The organism is Neopararhizobium haloflavum (assembly GCF_002750855.1).
Lineage (GTDB): Bacteria > Pseudomonadota > Alphaproteobacteria > Rhizobiales > Rhizobiaceae > Georhizobium > Georhizobium haloflavum.
The window spans coordinates 206,327-223,393 of sequence record NZ_NWUC01000008.1 but is presented as its reverse complement, the minus strand read 5'-3'; the positions used below and the strand labels follow the sequence as shown (position 1 = coordinate 223,393).

The 17,067-nt window shown below is 64.9% G+C and carries 18 protein-coding genes and 1 riboswitch; of the genes, 13 read left to right on the top strand and 5 right to left on the bottom strand.

What is annotated here, in order from left to right:
• The 4 genes from CN673_RS17510 to CN673_RS17495 all read right to left on the bottom strand — a co-directional run.
• Positions 1-659: ATP-binding protein (locus CN673_RS17510; protein WP_198586038.1), on the bottom strand; the 659-nt coding region annotated here is incomplete at its 3' end.
• Positions 656-1,060, bottom strand: a complete 405-nt coding sequence (locus CN673_RS17505; RefSeq protein WP_198586037.1) for an ATP-binding protein — start codon at positions 1,058-1,060, stop codon at positions 656-658. The genes CN673_RS17510 and CN673_RS17505, both read right to left, overlap by 4 nt.
• Positions 1,053-1,442 (bottom strand): STAS domain-containing protein, encoded by a 390-nt coding sequence (locus tag CN673_RS17500; RefSeq protein WP_099867662.1) that lies wholly within the window; start codon positions 1,440-1,442, stop codon positions 1,053-1,055. Before CN673_RS17500 ends, CN673_RS17505 begins: the two co-directional genes overlap by 8 nt.
• Positions 1,439-2,308, bottom strand: a complete 870-nt coding sequence (locus CN673_RS17495; protein ID WP_198586036.1) for an STAS domain-containing protein — start codon at positions 2,306-2,308, stop codon at positions 1,439-1,441. Before CN673_RS17495 ends, CN673_RS17500 begins: the two co-directional genes overlap by 4 nt.
• A gap of 233 nt (positions 2,309-2,541) precedes the next feature.
• Positions 2,542-2,661: riboswitch (TPP riboswitch) on the top strand.
• 101 nt (positions 2,662-2,762) lie between these two features.
• On the opposite strand from CN673_RS17495, the gene thiC reads away from it, so the two are divergent.
• The 6 genes from thiC to CN673_RS17465 are packed head-to-tail and all read left to right on the top strand — an operon-like array spanning position 2,763 to position 7,885.
• On the top strand, positions 2,763-4,604 hold the full coding sequence (gene thiC, locus CN673_RS17490) for a phosphomethylpyrimidine synthase ThiC (RefSeq protein WP_099867660.1): 1,842 nt from the start codon (positions 2,763-2,765) through the stop codon (positions 4,602-4,604).
• 3 nt (positions 4,605-4,607) lie between these two features.
• Positions 4,608-5,603: a glycine oxidase ThiO gene (gene thiO, locus CN673_RS17485; protein WP_099867659.1), complete on the top strand. Its 996-nt coding sequence runs from the start codon at positions 4,608-4,610 to the stop codon at positions 5,601-5,603.
• Complete coding sequence (thiS, locus tag CN673_RS17480; protein WP_099867658.1) at positions 5,572-5,769, top strand: sulfur carrier protein ThiS; 198 nt, start codon at positions 5,572-5,574, stop codon at positions 5,767-5,769. The genes thiO and thiS overlap by 32 nt, the downstream gene beginning before the upstream one ends.
• Positions 5,770-5,772: 3 nt before the next feature.
• Positions 5,773-6,540, top strand: coding sequence for a thiazole synthase (locus tag CN673_RS17475; protein WP_099867657.1), 768 nt, complete (start codon positions 5,773-5,775; stop codon positions 6,538-6,540).
• A complete protein-coding gene (locus tag CN673_RS17470; RefSeq protein ID WP_099867656.1) occupies positions 6,537-7,142 on the top strand; it encodes a thiamine phosphate synthase in 606 nt (201 codons plus the stop codon). Before CN673_RS17475 ends, CN673_RS17470 begins: the two co-directional genes overlap by 4 nt.
• Entirely contained in the window at positions 7,139-7,885 is a 747-nt protein-coding gene (locus CN673_RS17465; RefSeq protein WP_245409974.1) for a hydroxymethylpyrimidine/phosphomethylpyrimidine kinase, read from the top strand. The genes CN673_RS17470 and CN673_RS17465 overlap by 4 nt, the downstream gene beginning before the upstream one ends.
• Positions 7,886-7,889: 4 nt before the next feature.
• Here CN673_RS17465 and CN673_RS17460 read toward each other — a convergent pair whose 3' ends face one another.
• Positions 7,890-8,615: a GntR family transcriptional regulator gene (locus CN673_RS17460; RefSeq protein ID WP_245409973.1), complete on the bottom strand. Its 726-nt coding sequence runs from the start codon at positions 8,613-8,615 to the stop codon at positions 7,890-7,892.
• 196 nt (positions 8,616-8,811) lie between these two features.
• Between CN673_RS17460 and CN673_RS17455 the strand changes: the two genes are divergently transcribed.
• The 7 genes from CN673_RS17455 (at position 8,812) to CN673_RS17425 (ending at position 17,060) form a co-directional block, all read left to right on the top strand.
• Positions 8,812-9,591, top strand: coding sequence for a class II aldolase/adducin family protein (locus CN673_RS17455; protein ID WP_099867703.1), 780 nt, complete (start codon positions 8,812-8,814; stop codon positions 9,589-9,591).
• A 71-nt stretch (positions 9,592-9,662) separates the two neighbouring features.
• On the top strand, positions 9,663-11,216 hold the full coding sequence (locus CN673_RS17450; protein ID WP_099867702.1) for an ABC transporter substrate-binding protein: 1,554 nt from the start codon (positions 9,663-9,665) through the stop codon (positions 11,214-11,216).
• A gap of 93 nt (positions 11,217-11,309) precedes the next feature.
• The gene (locus CN673_RS17445) at positions 11,310-12,278 is read left to right on the top strand and encodes an ABC transporter permease (protein WP_099867654.1); all 969 of its coding nucleotides are present in this window, start codon (positions 11,310-11,312) and stop codon (positions 12,276-12,278) included.
• A complete protein-coding gene (locus CN673_RS17440; protein WP_099867701.1) occupies positions 12,278-13,117 on the top strand; it encodes an ABC transporter permease in 840 nt (279 codons plus the stop codon). The genes CN673_RS17445 and CN673_RS17440 overlap by 1 nt, the downstream gene beginning before the upstream one ends.
• Positions 13,118-13,124: 7 nt before the next feature.
• Entirely contained in the window at positions 13,125-14,747 is a 1,623-nt protein-coding gene (locus CN673_RS17435) for an ABC transporter ATP-binding protein (protein WP_370853067.1), read from the top strand.
• Between the two features lie 44 nt (positions 14,748-14,791).
• Positions 14,792-16,099: an ArgE/DapE family deacylase gene (locus CN673_RS17430; RefSeq protein WP_099867653.1), complete on the top strand. Its 1,308-nt coding sequence runs from the start codon at positions 14,792-14,794 to the stop codon at positions 16,097-16,099.
• Positions 16,092-17,060, top strand: a complete 969-nt coding sequence (locus CN673_RS17425) for an NAD(P)-dependent oxidoreductase (RefSeq protein ID WP_099867699.1) — start codon at positions 16,092-16,094, stop codon at positions 17,058-17,060. The genes CN673_RS17430 and CN673_RS17425 overlap by 8 nt, the downstream gene beginning before the upstream one ends.
• The last annotated feature ends 7 nt before the right edge of the window (positions 17,061-17,067 follow it).

The window sequence follows — 17,067 nt, the reverse complement described above, 5'->3', positions numbered from 1 at the left end:
GCCGCGCCGCGCTCGCCGGCCAATGCGTCGGAGACCGCCAGTTCGGCAGCCTCGAGCGTGTCGCTTTCCGGCTTCAGGAACCCCGCAATGGCCTTCTGCGCCTCGTCCTGGGCAACAGGACCGTGACCGAGGACATCGACCAGCATCACGAGATGGCCGTTTGCGGTAGGACGCGTTGCGAACGCATCGCCGCCGACGGAAAAGCCCGGCTTCGGCGCGATCAGGCCGGCAAGGTTGGGCAAGGGCAGGGCCGTGGAAGCGCGCGCCAGGAAAGTCGCGATCAGCACGGTGCCTTCGTTGTCGGAGTAGATGTCGAGATCGTCCGATTGGCGCCGGATCGAGCCCAGACCCACGCCCATGCCGCCATCGGCCTCGGCGGCGGTCGAATATCCGTCCGCCATCGCCTTCTCAACCGAAGCGATGCCGGGACCGGAATCGACGGCCACGACCTTGATCGCGCGGCTGGCCGGAGGATGCGCCTCGAGGATGAAGATGCGCCCGCCCTTGGCATGGCGCGTCAGATTGGTGCCGGCCTCGGTGACAACGAGCCCGACACGGTCGACGACTTCGTCCGGAAAGCCGAGATCCTGCGCGAAACGGATCGCGGCGCGCCTGGCCGATCCGATCTGGCTCGGCTCCTCGATCGGCTGGGAAATCATCGCAGGCGCGTCTCCAACACCACGGTCGTTCCTTCTCCAACACGCGTTTCAAGCTCGAAACGGTCGACCAGCCGCTTCGATCCGCCAAGGCCAAGGCCCATGCCGCGGCCCGTGGAAAAACCGTCCTTCAATGCCGCGTTCGTGTCGACGATCCCCGGTCCGCGATCCTCGCAGCGCGCGATGATCGAGCGGTTGCCGTTCAACCGGCCCATGCCGATAACCATCACGCCGCTCGACGCATGGACGATCGCGTTGCGCGCGATCTCCGAGACGGCCGTCACGAACCGCGTCTTCACGATGGCCGACGCGCCGGCCGCGTCAAGCGCCTGCATGGCAATCTTGCGGGCGTGGGCGACATCGGCAGGCTTGCGCAGCGAGATTGTCCACGTCTCGTCATTCACGTCGTGCTCTGTCTCGTTCGGCGGAAATCATCATCATCGCCTTGTCGGCATTCAGCGCGGTTTCGATCTCGCTCAAGGTCATGCCGAGCTCGACCAGCGTCATGGCGACGGCAGGCCGCATGCCGACGAGGATCGTGCGCGCGTTGAGCACCTTGGACATCTCCGCCATCGCCGCGAGCATGCGCCCGGTGAAGGTATCGACGATCTCGAGCGCCGAAATGTCGATGATGACGCCGTGGGCGTTCTTGCGGGCGATCTCGTCAACCAGCTGGTTCTGCAGCGTCATCACGGCGCTGTCGTCGAGGTCGTCGCGGATGGCGACGATGACGCAGCCGGTGATCGTGACGATCGGCGAGGACCCGAGATCGGCGGAAAAACTCATAGCCCGTTGAGCCTCGTCGAAACGCCGATGCGCTCGAACGCATAGGCAAGGCCGCTCTGAAGATCGACGCGGGTGACGACGTTGGGCAGTTCGACGCCGAGATGGACGATCGTCTGCGCGATCTTGGGGCTGATGCCCGAAATCACGCATTCCGCGCCCATCAGGCGAACGGCCGCCGCGGTCTTCAACAGATGCTGGGCCACCATGGTGTCGACGGTCGAAACGCCGGTGATGTCGATGATGGCAACTTCGGCCTCGCGCTCGACGATCGCCTGGAGAAGGTTTTCCATCACGGTCTGTGCACGGAAGGAATCAAGCGTACCGAGCAGCGGCACGGTGACGATCCGGTCCCAGATCTTGACGACCGGGGCCGACACTTCGGTCATCTCGCTCTGCTGGCGCTCGATGATCGCCTCGCGCTCCTGGACGTAGCAATCGAAGGCATGCAGCGCGAAATTGTCGACCACGCGCGTCGCGTCGGTGATCTGTTCGACAAGCTTGGAGGGCTCTTCCGATAGGAGTTCGCGCAGCGGGGTGAAGAAGGCCTGCTTGAGCGAGGAGACGAACCACGCCATCTCGGTCGGCGAGACGCCGCGCTCGGTGCGGTTCTTGCTGATTTCGCCGAGCGTCTGGCGCACGCCGTCCCAGGCGGGATTGCCGAAATCAAATTCGCGGTCGACGCGCGCGTCTTCGGCGGCACGGGCGATGGCCGATAGAAGGTCGCGGCTCTGCTTGGCCGTTTCCTCGGCCGAGATGATGTCGGTGCGCTTGATGCCTTCGCGCGCCTGAACGCGCAGCCAGGCCGACAGGATCTTCTCGAAATCCGATTTCAGAATGCTGGCAATGTCGATGGTGTCCGATGCCATGATGGTCTCTTGTTCTCATCCGATTGAAAATGCGGAACGCCGGCATTGTCCCGATGCTGGATGCCCCAGTTGCTGCCCCCTCACTATCGACATTCTATTCAGGAATGAAGCCTTATTGTTTCCAATCCTCGATTCATCGGAGACAGGCTCGCTTCACACGTGATGCATTGGCATCCTTACCGGCCTTCGTCCCCTCTGCTTGACAAGCCGGCCCCGCGACGCGCAGGATTGCGGCCATTCACCAGGGGGGTCCCGACAAGGGGCTGAGATTCTGCTTCGCCGCAAGGCAGCGCAGTGACCCGTTGAACCTGATCCAGTTCATACTGGCGTAGGGACGGTGCGGACGTTGCGCGGCGGCAGCCTTTCGAGGCTCAAGGACCATCCGGCAAGGTCACCTCATCTCTCACGTTTCGGAACTGGGTCTCCATTGCAGAGAGGCAAGGGAGCAACCCCGATGACGATTCACGACTCAAAGTTTTCCGACGCAACGCCGACGGTCACGACCGGTCCGCTGCCCGCATCCACGAAAGTGTTCAAGCCCGGCACGATCCATCCCGCGATCCGCGTCCCGATGCGCCAGATTGCCGTGCACCCCAGCGCCGGCGAGCCCCCGGTGACGGTCTATGATTCCTCCGGACCCTATAGCGATCCGGCCGCCGAGATCGCGATCGACAAAGGCCTGATGCGGCTGAGGAGCGAATGGATCGCGGCGCGCGGCGACACCGAAGCCTTGGACGGACGGGTGGTGCGGCCAGAAGACAACGGCTTTGCCAGAGGCGAGACGCGCGTTGCGGAATTTCCCGCGCAGCACCGGCCGCTGCGCGCGATCGGCGCAAACGCCGTGACGCAGATCACCTATGCCCGCGCCGGCATCGTCACGCCGGAGATGGAATTCGTGGCGATCCGCGAGAACCTCGGTCGCGCCGAACTGAAAACCCGGCTGGAACGCGACGGCGAGGATTTCGGCGCCGCGATCCCGGATTTCGTCACGCCCGAATTCGTGCGCGAGGAGGTGGCGCGGGGCCGGGCGATCATTCCGGCCAACATCAACCATCCTGAGTTGGAGCCGATGGCGATCGGCCGCAACTTCCTCGTCAAGATCAACGCCAATATCGGCAACTCCGCCGTCACCTCCTCCATGGCCGAGGAAGTGGAAAAGATGGTCTGGGCGATCCGCTGGGGCGCCGACACCGTGATGGACCTTTCCACCGGCCGCAACATCCACAACATCCGCGACTGGATCATCCGCAACGCGCCCGTGCCGATCGGCACCGTGCCGCTCTACCAGGCGCTGGAGAAGGTCGGTGGCATCGCCGAGGACCTGACATGGGAGGTCTACCGCGACACGCTGATCGAACAGGCCGAGCAGGGCGTCGACTATTTCACCATACATGCCGGGGTTCGCCTTCACATGATTCCACTCACCGTAAAGCGGGTGACCGGCATCGTCAGCCGCGGTGGTTCGATCATGGCCAAGTGGTGCCTGCATCACCACAAGGAGAGCTTCCTCTACGAGCACTTCGAGGAAATCTGCGATATCGCCCGCGCCTACGACGTATCGTTCTCGCTGGGCGACGGCCTGCGCCCCGGCTCGATCGCCGACGCCAACGACGCGGCGCAGTTCGCCGAACTGGAAACGCTGGGCGAACTCACCCGGATCGCCTGGGCGAAGGATTGCCAGGTGATGATCGAAGGGCCGGGCCATGTGCCCATGCACAAGATCAAGGCCAACATGGACAAGCAGCTCGCCGTCTGCGGCGAGGCGCCGTTCTATACGCTCGGACCGCTAGCCACCGACATCGCGCCCGGTTATGACCACATCACCAGCGGCATCGGCGCGGCGATGATCGGCTGGTTCGGCACGGCGATGCTCTGCTACGTCACGCCGAAGGAGCATCTCGGCCTGCCCGACCGCGACGACGTGAAGACCGGCGTCATCACCTACAAGATCGCCGCCCACGCCGCCGACCTCGCCAAGGGCCATCCGGCGGCGAAGCTGCGCGACGACGCCTTGTCTCGCGCCCGTTTCGAGTTCCGCTGGGAGGACCAGTTCAACCTTTCGCTCGATCCGGAAACCGCCCGGTCCTTCCATGACGAGACGCTGCCGAAGGAGGCGCACAAGGTCGCGCATTTCTGTTCGATGTGCGGACCGAAATTCTGCTCCATGCGCATCTCCCACGACATCCGCGCCGAAGCACAGAAGGAGGGCATGGCAAAGATGGCGGAGAAATACCGCGAGGGCGGGGATCTCTACATGCCGTTGCCGCAGGCCGAGGCGATCGGAAGGCAGGACTGAGCGATGCACATCCTCGTAAAGGGGGCCGGCGTTGCCGGCCTCGTCACGGCACATGAATTATTGCGGCGCGGCGCGGCCGTAACCGTCGTCGATGCCGCGCCCTCGCTCGGCGGCGGGGCATCGTTCATGGCCGGCGGCATGCTGGCACCCTGGTGCGAGCGCGAGAGCGCGGAAGAAGCGGTGATCACGCTCGGCAGCATCGCCGCCGACTGGTGGGACAATGCGGTGCCGGGGCTTGTCCTTCGCAACGGAACGCTGGTCGTCGCGCCGCCGCGCGATGCCGCCGAAATCGACCGGTTCGCCCGCCGCACGCGCGGTTACCGACAAGTCGGCGCCGAAGAGATCGCACGCCTGGAACCGCACCTTTCCGGCCGGTTCTCGTCCGGTCTGTTCTTCCCGTCGGAAGCCCATCTCGATCCGCGTACCGCGCTCTACCGGCTGCACGAAAAACTCGCTCGCTCGGGCGTTACGTTTTCCTTCGGTGCCACCACGGCAGATGGCCGGTTCGACGCTGTTATCGATTGCACCGGCATGGCTGCCGCCTCTGCCTTGCCTGCCCTGCGCGGCGTGCGGGGCGAGATGGTTTGCCTTCAAACGAACGAGGTCGAGTTCGCCCGCCCGGTGCGTCTCATCCATCCGCGCTTTCCGCTCTACGTGGTGCCACGCGGGCAGGGACGCTTCATGGTGGGCGCGACGATGATCGAGAGCGACGATGACGGCCCGCCTTCCGCGCGCTCAGTGATGGAACTGCTGAATGCAGCCTACGCCGTGAACCCTGCCTTCGGCGAGGCCCGCATCCTCGAGACGGGCGCTGGCGTGCGCCCGGCCTTTGCCGACAACCTGCCGCGCATCGAAAGAAGCGGCGGCACGCACCACCTCAACGGCCTTTTTCGCCATGGCTTCCTGCTGGCACCGGCCATGGCCGGCAGGCTCGCCGACCGTATTCTCACGAACAGGGAGAGCGACAATGCAGGTTATCGTCAACGGCAGATCGCTTGAGGCGCGCGCGGCGACGCTGGCCGCGCTCGTCGATGAGCTTGGCTATTCCGGCGCCTGGTTCGCGACCGCAATCAACGGCGATTTCGTGCCCGGCCCCGCCCGGCCTGACGTGCCCATCCGCCAGGGCGACCGGATCGAGATCCTTTCACCGATGCAAGGGGGATAGACGATGGCCTTTACGATCTACGACGACGTCTTCGCATCGCGGCTCATCCTCGGCACCGCGCAGTATCCCTCGCCGGCGGTGCTCGCCGATGCGGTGAAGCGCTCCGGCACGGCGCTCGTCACCGTTTCGCTTCGGCGTGAAAGCGGCGGCGGCGACGCGTTCTGGCAATTGATCCGCGATCTCGGCGTCATGGTGCTGCCCAATACGGCGGGCTGCCACAGCGTGCGCGAAGCGGTGACGACGGCCGAGATGGCGCGCGAGCTCTTTCAGACCGATCGCATCAAGCTCGAAGTCATCGGCCATCACGACACGCTGCAGCCCGACGTCTTCGCGCTGGTCGAGGCGGCCGGCGAGCTCACCGCCCGAGGCTTCAAGGTCTACCCCTATACGACAGACGATCTCGTGGTCGGCGAACGGCTCGTCGAGGCCGGGTGCAAGGTGCTGATGCCCTGGTGCGCGCCGATCGGTTCTGCGCGCGGGCCGCGCGACCTTCATGCGCTCCGCGCGTTGCGCGCCGCCTTCCCCGAGATCCCGCTGATCGTCGATGCCGGCCTCGGCCGCCCGTCTCACGCCGCCGCGGTGATGGAACTCGGCTTCGACGGGGTGCTGCTCAACACCGCCGTCGCCAGGGCTGGCGATCCCGCGGCAATGGCCGCAGCCTTCGCCAGCGCCGTCACGGCCGGCCGCACCGCCCATCACGCCGTTCCACTGGAGCCGCGGGACATGGCGGTGCCCTCCACGCCGGTGATCGGCCGGGCGGTGTTCGCATGAAGCTCGATCCGTTCTATCTGATCGTCGACAGCGCCGAGTGGATCGACCGGCTCGTACCGCTTGGCGTCAAACTCGTGCAACTGCGCATCAAGAACGCGCCGGATAACGCCCTGCGCGCGCACATTCGCCGGGCACGCGAAACATGCGCTGCCTGCGGCTGCCAACTGATCGTCAACGACCATTGGCGACTGGCGATCGAGGAAGGCTGCGATTTCGTTCATCTCGGACAGGAAGATCTTGTCGGTGCGAACCGTGCGGCGATCGCCGATGCCGGGCTTGGGCTCGGCCTCTCGACGCATGACGAGACCGAGCGCCTGGTCGCGCTCAAGGCAAAGCCCGACTACATCGCGCTCGGTCCCGTCTACCCGACGATCCTGAAGAAGATGAAGTGGGCGCCGCAGGGCGTTGAGCGCATCACCGAATGGAAGGCGGCAATCGGCGGACTGCCGCTCGTGGCGATCGGCGGGTTGACCCCCGCACGTCTTGCCGGCGTCTTCGATCATGGCGCCGACAGCGCCGCCGTCGTCACCGACATCACGCGCAACGCCGATCCCGAATCGCGCACGCGCGAATGGCTTGCGGCCACGGCGCCGTGGCGGTGAGCGGCGCGCCGCAGGTGCTTGTCGTCGCCGGCTCGGACTCCTCCGGCGGGGCGGGCATCGTGCGCGACGTCGAGACGCTCGCCGCCTTCGCGGTGAAGGCATGCGTCGCGGTGACGGCGGTGAGCGAACAGACCCACGATCGGGCCGGTTCGATCGAAACCATCGATGCGCCGCTGATCGCCGCACAGATGCGCGCGGCGCTTGAAGCCAACGACGTCGGCGCGATCAAGATCGGGCTGTTGCGCGATGCGGCAAGCATTGCCGCGGTCGCCGATGTTCTGGCCAGCGTGCGCACGATCCCCGTGGTCGTCGATCCGGTGCTTCTTTCCTCATCCGGCCGGCGCCTTGCCAGCGCGGAAACTGTCGAAGCGCTGCGCCAGCGCCTGTTTCCGCTCTGCCGTCTCGCAACGCCCAATCGCCATGAACTCGCCGAACTGTCGGGGCGCGCCGAGGCGGAAGACGAGGCGATGGCGGATGAACAGGCACGCATGGTGCTTTCGGCCACGGGCCTTCCCGCATTGCTCGCCAAGGGCGGACATGGCGCAACGCAGGACGCACGCGATCTGCTCTATGAGGGACAAGGGCTCACGGCGACATTCACCGCGCCACGGCGGTCCGGCACGATGCGTGGCACGGGCTGCATGCTCTCCAGCGCCATTGCCGCATCGCTTGCGATGGGCGCGCCGCTGACCGAAGCGATCGTGGCGGCGAAGCGGTATGTTGGCGAATCGTGGCCGGACTGAAGACTCACTCGCGCTCCAGATTGCGGAAAAGGCTGACGACGTGATCCTGCGCGACGCCGATGTGATAGCGCAGCGCTTCGAAGAGGTCTTCCCGGTCACGCCGGCGCGCTGCGGCAACGATCGGCTCATGGGTCTCGGCAATGCGATGCGGATCGTCGTAGAGCTTGCCGATCAGCGTGATGCCGATGCTCATCTCGGCGGCAAGCTCGTTATAGACCTTCATCAGGCGCTTGTTGCCGCTGGCCTCGCACAGCATGCGATGGAACGTGAAATCTGCAAAAATCTGGTCCTCGATCGATCCGGCATCGGCCAGTTCGTGAAGGCGCTCGACCTGCTTTTCCAGCGCAGTCACCTCGCTCTCGGACATGCGGTCGACCGCGATCCCGGCGGCATGGAGTTCGAGACAGATCCTCAGATCGTAGATGTCGCGCATCTCGTCGCCGGTCAACTTGCGCACGAAGAACCCGCGCCGCGGGCTGGAGACGATCAGTCCTTGGTTTTCCAGAAGACGCGCCGCTTCGCGCACAGGCGCACGGCTGGTACCGAATTCCTTGGAGAGTTGAAGCTCGGTCACCCGCTCGCCGGGCTTCAAGCGGCCGGTCACGATCGCATCCGTCATCTGGCGCGATATCTGCGTCACCAGATCGGTGGTTCTGATGGCCGAGAACGTGCGTGCCGCACGGCCGCCATCCGGGTTGATCTGGTCCATGCCACGTTCCTCGTTATGCATTTCGCGCATCCTTGAGAACACGCACCGCCGCGATGGCGAGATCATCACAGCAATGAAACCCTGTCGAGAGCCACAGGCATCCTACAACCGAACTTTGCGGATTGTCGACAATTGACATCGATACGACGCTGTGGTTGCCTTTCGATCCATCGCCATGGCGTGGCGTGATGGATCGAACATAAAGGAAAGGGCAGCGATGACCGTTCAATCCCTTCGTGAGGACGAGGCCGGCTTCGACCAGCCGATCGAACGCATCCAGCTCGCCGCCGCCTATCGACTGGTTGCCCACTTCAAGATGGACGACAGCATCTTCACGCACATCTCCAGCCGTGCGCCGAGCGGCGAGGGCGAACACGCCTTCCTGATCAACCCGTATGGCCTGCGCTTCGACGAGGTGACGGCGAGCAATCTGGTCGCCGTCGATCTTGACGGGAACATCCTCAAGGATGCCTATGGCGCCGGCATCAACAAGGCCGGGTTCACCATCCACAGCGCCGTGCATGCGGCGCGGCCCGAAGTGCATTGCGTGCTTCATACGCACACTGTGGCAGGCGTCGCCATATCCTCCATGGAGGAGGGGCTGCTGCCGCTCAACCAATGGTCGCTGCAGTTCCACAACCGCGTCGCCTTCCATGATTACGAAGGCATCGCGCTCGACCTGGCCGAACGCGAGCGGCTGGTCGCCGATCTTGGCGAACGCAATGTGATGATCCTGCGCAACCACGGCCTGCTCACCTGCGGGCGCTCGGTCGGCGAGGCCTTTCAGCTGATGTTCAACATGGAGCGCGCCTGCCGCGCCCAGCTCGCCATCATGTCGTCCGGCGGCACACGACGCGCCGTCAACGGCCAGCTCGCCGAGAAGACCGCGCGGCAATACGAAAGCTGGGGCGCGGGCCACAGCCCGGAGAGCCGCAACCCGGAATGGGACGCCTTCCAGCGTCTGGCGATCAAGGAATATCCAGACCTCGTCAACTGACTTCATTGCAAGCCATCGCGGGACAAAGAGGCGAATGCCCGGTCCGCTCCGAAACAGGGGAACACAACGACATGAAGACCAGACTCGCACTTCTTGCGGCAGCACTGATGCTGTCGACCTCAGCCTTCGCGCAGCCCGTCGAGGGCGGGCGCGCCAATGTGGTCATCCAGCCCGAGCCGCCGAGCCTGATGATGGGCCTGGTGCAGAACGGACCGACCCAGATGGTCGCCGGCAACATCTATGAAAGCCTGCTGCGCTACGACGAGAACCTGGAGCCGATGCCGCAGCTCGCCACCGACTGGGAAATCTCCGAGGACGGGCTGACCTACACGTTCCATCTGGCCGAGGGTGTCAAATGGCATGACGGCGAGGATTTCACTTCTGAGGACGTCGTGTTCTCCGTCGATGTCTTCCTGCGCGAAACACACGCGCGTCTGCGCCAGTCGCTGGAGCACGTCGAATCGGTCGAGGCGCCCGACGATCACACGGTCGTCTTCACGCTGAAGCAGCCATTCGGCCCGTTCATCGGCATCTTCGAGGCCGGCACCATGCCGATGATCCCGAAGCACATCTACGAAGGCACCGATTTCGCCAACAACGAGATGAACAACACGCCGATCGGCACCGGTCCGTTCAAGTTCGAGGAGTGGGAGCGCGGCTCGCACATCCTCCTGACCAAGAACGAGGACTATTACGAGGAGGGCAAGCCCTATCTCGACGAGATCTACTGGCATGTGATCCCCGATGCCGCCGCGCGCGCCGTCGCCTATGAAAACGGCGTCGTCGATATCCTGCCCGGCGGCTCGGTCGAGAACTTCGACGTCGAGCGCATCGCCAATCTGGAAAACAGCTGCATCACGGAAAAGGGCTGGGAGTACTTCGCACCGCATTCCTGGATGTGGCTGAACAACCGCGAAGCGCCGTTCGACGACGCGCGGTTCCGCCAGGCGGTGATGTATGCGATGGACCGGGAGTTCGCCCGTGACGCCCTTTGGGCCGGCCTCGGCCAGGTCGCGACCGGGCCAGTCGCCTCCTCGACACGCTTCTACACCGACGATGTGACGCAATACACCTACGATCCGGCCAAGGCCGAAGCGCTGCTCGAGGAGATGGGCTATGACGGCGAGCCGGTGCGCCTGCTGCCGCTGCCCTATGGCGAAACCTGGCAACGCTGGGCCGAAGCGGTGAAGCAGAACCTCGAAGAGGTCGGCATCCCCGTCGAGATCGTTTCCACCGACGTCGCCGGCTGGAACCAGCGGCTGGCCGAGTGGGACTACGACATGGCCTTCACCTACGTCTACCAGTATGGCGACCCGGCACTCGGCGTTTCGCGCAACTACGTGTCGACGAACATTGCCAAGGGTTCGCAGTGGAACAACGTCGAAGGCTACGAGAACGAGGAAGTCGACCGGATCTTCGACGAAGCGGCCGTCGCGGTGACGCCGGAAGAGCGTCAGGAGCTTTACACCGAGGTTCAGAAGATCCTCGTTGACGAGGTGCCTGTCGCGTGGATGCTGGAACTCGGCTTCCCGACGATCCACCGCTGCAACATCAAGGATCTCGTGACAAGCGCGATCGGCCTCAATGACGGGTTCAAGAACGCCTATATCGAAGAGGCCGAATAGCCCGCCGCTATCGTCGCGCGCGGCTTTCACAAGCCGCGCGCATCCCATCCTTGACCGGCGCGCCGGTCGAAAGCCGATGGTTCCGATCGCCCCATGGTTCGCTTCATCATCTCGCGTCTGATCAAGGCCGCCATCCTGCTTCTGGCGATCCTGACGCTGAACTTCCTGCTCATCCACGCCGCACCGGGCGACCCGGCCGCCGTCATGGCGGGCGAGGCCGGGGCCGCGGATGAGGAGTTCATCCGCCAGCTGCGCGAGCGGTTCGGCCTCGACAAGCCGCTCATCACACAGCTCGGCATCTATCTCGGCGGCGTGCTGCAGGGCGACCTCGGCTTTTCCTATCGCCAGCAGGTGCCGGTCGCGGACCTCATCTTCGACAGGCTGCCGGCGACGCTTCTGCTCACCATGACGGCGTTCGTCATCGCCCTGACGCTCGGCACACTCGCAGGCGTCCTCGCCTCGGCCCGCGTCGGCAAATGGTCCGACACGTTCATCTCGACGGCAGCGCTGCTCTTCTACGCGACACCGCTCTTCTGGGTGGCGCTGATGGCCGTTCTGGTCTTTTCCGTCCATCTCAACTGGCTGCCGGCGTTCGGCTTCGAGACCGTCGGGTCGGGCTATACCGGGTTTGACCGGGCGCTCGATGTCGCCCGGCACCTCGTGCTGCCCGCCGTCACGCTCGGGCTGTTCTTCATGGCGGTCTACATGCGCATGACACGCGCCTCGATGCTCGAAGTCAGCCAGCTCGATTTCGTCAAGACCGCCCGCGCCAAGGGGCTGAAGAACAGCATCATCCAGCGCCGCCACATCTTCCGCAACGCCATGCTGCCGGTCGTCACGCTCGCTGGCCTTCAGGCGGGCCAGCTCGTCGGCGGCGCGGTCCTGACGGAGACCGTCTTCGCCTGGCCCGGCATCGGCCGGCTGATGTTCGAGGCGTTGCAGCAGCGCGACTACAATCTGCTGCTTGGCGTCTTCTTCGTGTCCGCCGCCATGGTGCTGCTGTTCAACCTGATCACCGACATTCTCTACCGTGTCGTCGATCCGCGCATACGGGTGGCATGATGGGCGATTTCTGGAAACGTTTCAGCCGAAACCGCGGCGCCGTCATAGGCCTCTTCATCCTGCTGCTCGTCGTCGTGGTCGCCGCGATCGCGCCGCTCCTCTTTCCCGACTCGCCCTGGCGCATGGTGCAGCGGCCCTTCCTGCCACCTTTTGAAATGAGCGAATATCCGCTCGGCACGGACACGATCGGGCGCAACGTCATCTCGGGTCTCGCTTATGGCGCGCAGGTCTCGCTTCTCGTCGGCCTCGTCTCCACTGTCGTGTCGCTCCTCATCGGCATTCCGATCGGCGCGCTCGCCGGCTATTTCGGCGGCTTCGTCGACGATGCGTTGATGCGCTTCACCGAATTGTTCCAGACGGTCCCCAACTTCGCGCTGGCGATCGTCCTGGTGGCGATCTTCGAGCCGTCGATCTATTCGATCATCGCGGCGATCGCGATCGTGTCGTGGCCACCGGTCGCGCGCCTGGTGCGTGGCGAGTTCCTGTCGTTGCGCCAGCGCGAATATGTCGAGGCGGCAACGCTTTCCGGGCAATCGCATGCGGCGATCATCTGGCGTCAGATCCTGCCCAACACGCTGTCGCCGATCATCGTGCTCGCTTCCCTAATGGTGGCGACCGCGATCCTTCTGGAATCCTCGCTGTCCTTTCTCGGGCTTGGTGATCCAAACCTGATGTCCTGGGGCTACATGATCGGCGCCGCGCGCACCGTCATCCGGCAGGCGTGGTGGCTGTCCTTCTTCCCCGGCGTCGCCATTCTCCTCACCGTGCTTGCGCTGAACCTGATCGGCGAGGGCCTCAACGATGCACTCAATCCGCGCCTTGCGCGCAAGGGCAAGTAAGGGGACGATGATGGCAACGCCGGCAGCGCGTATCGAACATCTCAAGATCGCCCTTCCCGAAGGCGCCGATCGTGCGCTCGCGGTCGACGACGTCAGCTTCGATCTGGTCCCGGGCGAGATCCTGTGCATCGTCGGGGAGTCCGGTTCCGGCAAGTCGATGTCGGCCAATGCCATGATGGGGCTTTTGCCCGACCTGGTGCGGCCGGTCGGCGGACGCATCCTCGTTGGCGACAAGGACATCCTCACGCTTTCCGACAAGGAGCGCCGCGACATGCGCGGGCGGGCGATGGCGATGATCTTCCAGGAGCCGATGTCGGCGCTCAACCCGCTGATGAAAGTCGCCGACCAGATCGCCGAGGTCTATGAGGCGCACGGACTTCTGACACCACGCGAGCGCAAGGACCGGGCGGTGCAACTGCTGACCGAGGTCGGCATTCCCGAGCCTGAAAAGGCGGCGCGCGCCTATCCATTCCAGCTGTCCGGTGGACAGCGCCAACGAGTGATGATCGCCATGGCGCTGGCGCTTGAGCCGAAGATCCTCATCGCCGACGAACCGACGACCGCGCTCGACGTGACGACGCAGGCGCAGATCCTCGACCTCATTCGCCATCTCCAGCGCGAGCGCGACATGGCGGTCATGTTCATCACCCACGATTTCGGCGTCGTTGCAGAGATCGCCGATCGCGTCGCGGTGATGCAGTTCGGCAAGATCGTGGAGGAAGGCAGCGTCGACGACGTGCTCGACCATCCCCAGCACGACTACACCAGGAAGCTCATCGCGGCGATCCCGCGGCTTTCCGCCGACCGGCGCGCGGCGATCGAGAAAGCGCCGATCCTCGCCGTCGAGGGGCTGAACAAGACCTACCACACCGGCGGTTCGATGTTCGCCAAGGGGCGCGTCGTCCATGCCGTCAACGACGTTTCCTTCGTGCTTGCCGACGGCGAGACGCTGGGCATCGTTGGCGAAAGCGGCTCGGGCAAGTCGAGCGTCGGGCGCTGCCTGGTGCGCCTGCTCGATCCCGACAGCGGCGTCGTCAAGCTCGGCGGCGTCGACATGGCGTACATGAAGGGCGAGGAGCTACGCCGCGAGCGCAAGCGCATCCAGATGATTTTCCAGGATCCCTATGCCTCGCTCAATCCCAGATCGCGCGTCGGGCGCATCCTGTCGGAAGGCCCGATGGCCCACGGCAAGCCGAAGGACGAAGCCTACCAGCGCGCCAGTGAGCTGCTGGAACTGGTCGGCCTCGACGCTTCGGCGATCGACCGCTATCCGCACGAATTCTCCGGCGGCCAGCGCCAGCGCATCGGCATCGCCCGCGCGCTCGCGCTGGAGCCTGAAGTCATCATCGCCGACGAGGCGGTCTCCGCGCTCGACGTCTCGATCCAGGCGCAGGTTCTCGACCTGCTCGCCGACCTCAAGGCGCGGCTCAATCTGGCGCTGGTCTTCATCACCCACGACCTGCGGGTGGCCGCCCAGGTCTGCGACCGCATCGCGGTGATGCAGAAGGGCCGGATCGTCGAGCTGGGGCCGGCCTACGACATCTTCAACGATCCCAGGGACGCCTATACGCGCTCCCTGATCGAAGCGATTCCCGGACGGGAAAAGGAACTGGCGGCGATGACAGGCTGAGCCGCTTGCCCTTTCGCCCCTCCTTGAACAACGGACCGCCCAACATGATCGACCAGGACCTATCCCGCGCCATCCTCCAATCCGTGGAGGACGGCTTTTCCGAGCAGATCGCGTTCACCTCGGAACTGATCCGTTTTCCTTCGCTGCGCGGCAAGGAAAAGCCGGCGCAGGACTTCATGCATCGCGCGCTGGCCGAGCGCGGCATGAAGGTCGAGACCTTCGCGATCGATGTCGATCGGATCAAGGACCATCCTGGATTCTCGCCGGTGACGGTGGACTACACCGACGCCGTCAACGTCGTGGCGACCCACGAGCCGCGCGAGGCGAAGGGGCGATCGCTCATTCTCAACGGCCATATGGACGTGGTGCCCGAGGGCCCGCATGACATGTGGGAAGTGAGCCCGCCCTACGAGCCGAAGGTTCAGGGCGACTGGCTCTATGGCCGCGGCGGCGGCGACATGAAGGCGGGCATCGCCGCCAATGTCTTTGCGCTCGATGCACTGAAGCGCCTTGGCTATCAGCCGGCGGCGCGCGTGCATGTCCAGTCGGTCGTCGAGGAGGAATGCACCGGCAACGGCGCGCTCGCCTGCCTGGTCGAGGGCTACGAGGCGGACGCTGCGATCATTCCCGAGCCGGAAGACGAAGCGCTGGTGCGCGCCAATTGCGGCGTGTTGTGGTTCAACGTGCACGTCTCCGGCCACCCGGTCCATGTGCGCGAGGCGGGCACCGGCGCCAACGCCATCGAGGCCAGCTACCGCGTCATCGAAAGCCTCAAGCGGCTGACGGAAAAATGGAATGCGGAGAAGAGCCAGCATCCCCATTTCGAGGATTTCGATCATCCGATCAATTTCAATGTCGGCAAGATCGAGGGCGGCGACTGGGCGTCCACCGTCGCCGCCTGGTGCAAGCTGTCCTGCCGGATCGCGATCTATCCCGGCGACGAACCGCGTCAGCGGGCCGACGAGATCGAGGCGCATCTGGCGCGCGAACTCGCGGACGACCCCTTCCTCGGCAACCGCCTGCCGCGCGTGGAATGGAACGGCTTCATGGCAAAGGGCTACGTCCTGGAAGAAGGCAGCGACGCCGAAACGCTGCTGGCCGAAACGCATCGCCGCGCCGCCGGATCCGAACTGGAGACGATCGTCACGCCCGGCTATCTCGACGCCCGCGTCTTCGTCATCTATGCCGGCATGCCGTGCCTCGTCTACGGGCCGATCACCGAAAACATCCACGGCTTCGACGAGCGCGTCAGCCTCGCCTCGATGAAGCGGGTGACAGGGGCGATCGCGCTGTTTATCGCCGAGTGGTGCGGACTGGAACCGATCGATGCGGAGCGCGCGGATGATGCCTAGCCAGGGACCGATCGAGGGCGTCTATCTCAGCACTGCGCTCAATCTCGAAAAGCTGTTCGCCGATGCCTTCGCGCCGCGCGGCGAGGAGATTCGCCTGCGCCGCCCGGAGGCCGTGGAAGACCCCGCGGCGGTGCGCTTCGCGCTGTGCTGGCATCCCGCCGACGACGCCTTCGACGCCTATCCCAACCTGTCGCTCGCCGCGTCCATCGCCGCCGGGGTCGACAATATCGTTACCTGCCCGAGCCTGCCGGAAGACGCCGTTGTCACACGGGTGCGCGACGAACACCAGGCCGACATGATGGCGGGCTTCGCGGCCTGGCACGTCATCTGGCATCACCGCAACATCGGCTTCCATATAGAGCACCAGGCGAAAGGCGCGTGGGCCCGGCGCGACCTCGGATCGTTCATCCCGCCGCGCGCGTGCACCGTCGGTGTACTCGGCTTCGGCCTGATGGGGCAGGCGATCGCCCGCGCCATCGCGGCGATGGGCTTTCCCGTCAGGGCCTCGGTGCGCAATGCGCGCAGCGCGCCGGACATCCCCGGCGTCACGCTGGAAGCGGGAGCCGATGCCGCAAGGAAGGTGGCGGCGGCTTCGCGCATCCTCGTCAACGTCCTGCCGCTGACGTCGGAGACGCGCGATATTCTCAACAGCGATCTCTTCGCCATCATGCCGCAAGGGTCGGTGCTGATCCAGCTTGGGCGCGGCGAACATCTCGTCGACGCCGATCTCGACAAGGCGCTTGCAAGCGGGCAACTGGCCGGCGCCTCGCTGGATGTCTTCCGCGACGAACCACTGCCGGGCGGCCACCCTTGGTGGTCCGATCCGCGCATCCTGATCACACCGCACCAGGCGAGCGACTGTTCCAGCGCGATGGTCGCCGAACAGGTGAGCCGCGCGGCGCGGGACGTCGTTGCCGGGCGCCGTCCGGCAACCGCGGTCGATCGCAAGCTGGGATACTGAGAGGAAC

Bases quoted from the DNA above. Each gene is read 5' to 3' on its own strand.
- CN673_RS17460 (WP_245409973.1), bottom strand. From the start codon at position 8,615: ATGCATAACGAGGAACGTGGCATGGACCAGATCAACCCGGATGGCGGC.
- CN673_RS17435 (WP_370853067.1), top strand. From the start codon at position 13,125: ATGATGGCAACGCCGGCAGCGCGTATCGAACATCTCAAGATCGCCCTT.
- CN673_RS17425 (WP_099867699.1), top strand. From the start codon at position 16,092: ATGCCTAGCCAGGGACCGATCGAGGGCGTCTATCTCAGCACTGCGCTC.
- CN673_RS17475 (WP_099867657.1), top strand. From the start codon at position 5,773: ATGGCCTTTACGATCTACGACGACGTCTTCGCATCGCGGCTCATCCTC.
- CN673_RS17500 (WP_099867662.1), bottom strand. From the start codon at position 1,442: ATGAGTTTTTCCGCCGATCTCGGGTCCTCGCCGATCGTCACGATCACC.
- thiC (WP_099867660.1), top strand. From the start codon at position 2,763: ATGACGATTCACGACTCAAAGTTTTCCGACGCAACGCCGACGGTCACG.
- CN673_RS17495 (WP_198586036.1), bottom strand. From the start codon at position 2,308: ATGGCATCGGACACCATCGACATTGCCAGCATTCTGAAATCGGATTTC.
- CN673_RS17450 (WP_099867702.1), top strand. From the start codon at position 9,663: ATGAAGACCAGACTCGCACTTCTTGCGGCAGCACTGATGCTGTCGACC.
- CN673_RS17430 (WP_099867653.1), top strand. From the start codon at position 14,792: ATGATCGACCAGGACCTATCCCGCGCCATCCTCCAATCCGTGGAGGAC.
- CN673_RS17440 (WP_099867701.1), top strand. From the start codon at position 12,278: ATGGGCGATTTCTGGAAACGTTTCAGCCGAAACCGCGGCGCCGTCATA.
- CN673_RS17455 (WP_099867703.1), top strand. From the start codon at position 8,812: ATGACCGTTCAATCCCTTCGTGAGGACGAGGCCGGCTTCGACCAGCCG.
- thiO (WP_099867659.1), top strand. From the start codon at position 4,608: ATGCACATCCTCGTAAAGGGGGCCGGCGTTGCCGGCCTCGTCACGGCA.
- thiS (WP_099867658.1), top strand. From the start codon at position 5,572: ATGCAGGTTATCGTCAACGGCAGATCGCTTGAGGCGCGCGCGGCGACG.
- CN673_RS17445 (WP_099867654.1), top strand. From the start codon at position 11,310: ATGGTTCGCTTCATCATCTCGCGTCTGATCAAGGCCGCCATCCTGCTT.
- CN673_RS17470 (WP_099867656.1), top strand. From the start codon at position 6,537: ATGAAGCTCGATCCGTTCTATCTGATCGTCGACAGCGCCGAGTGGATC.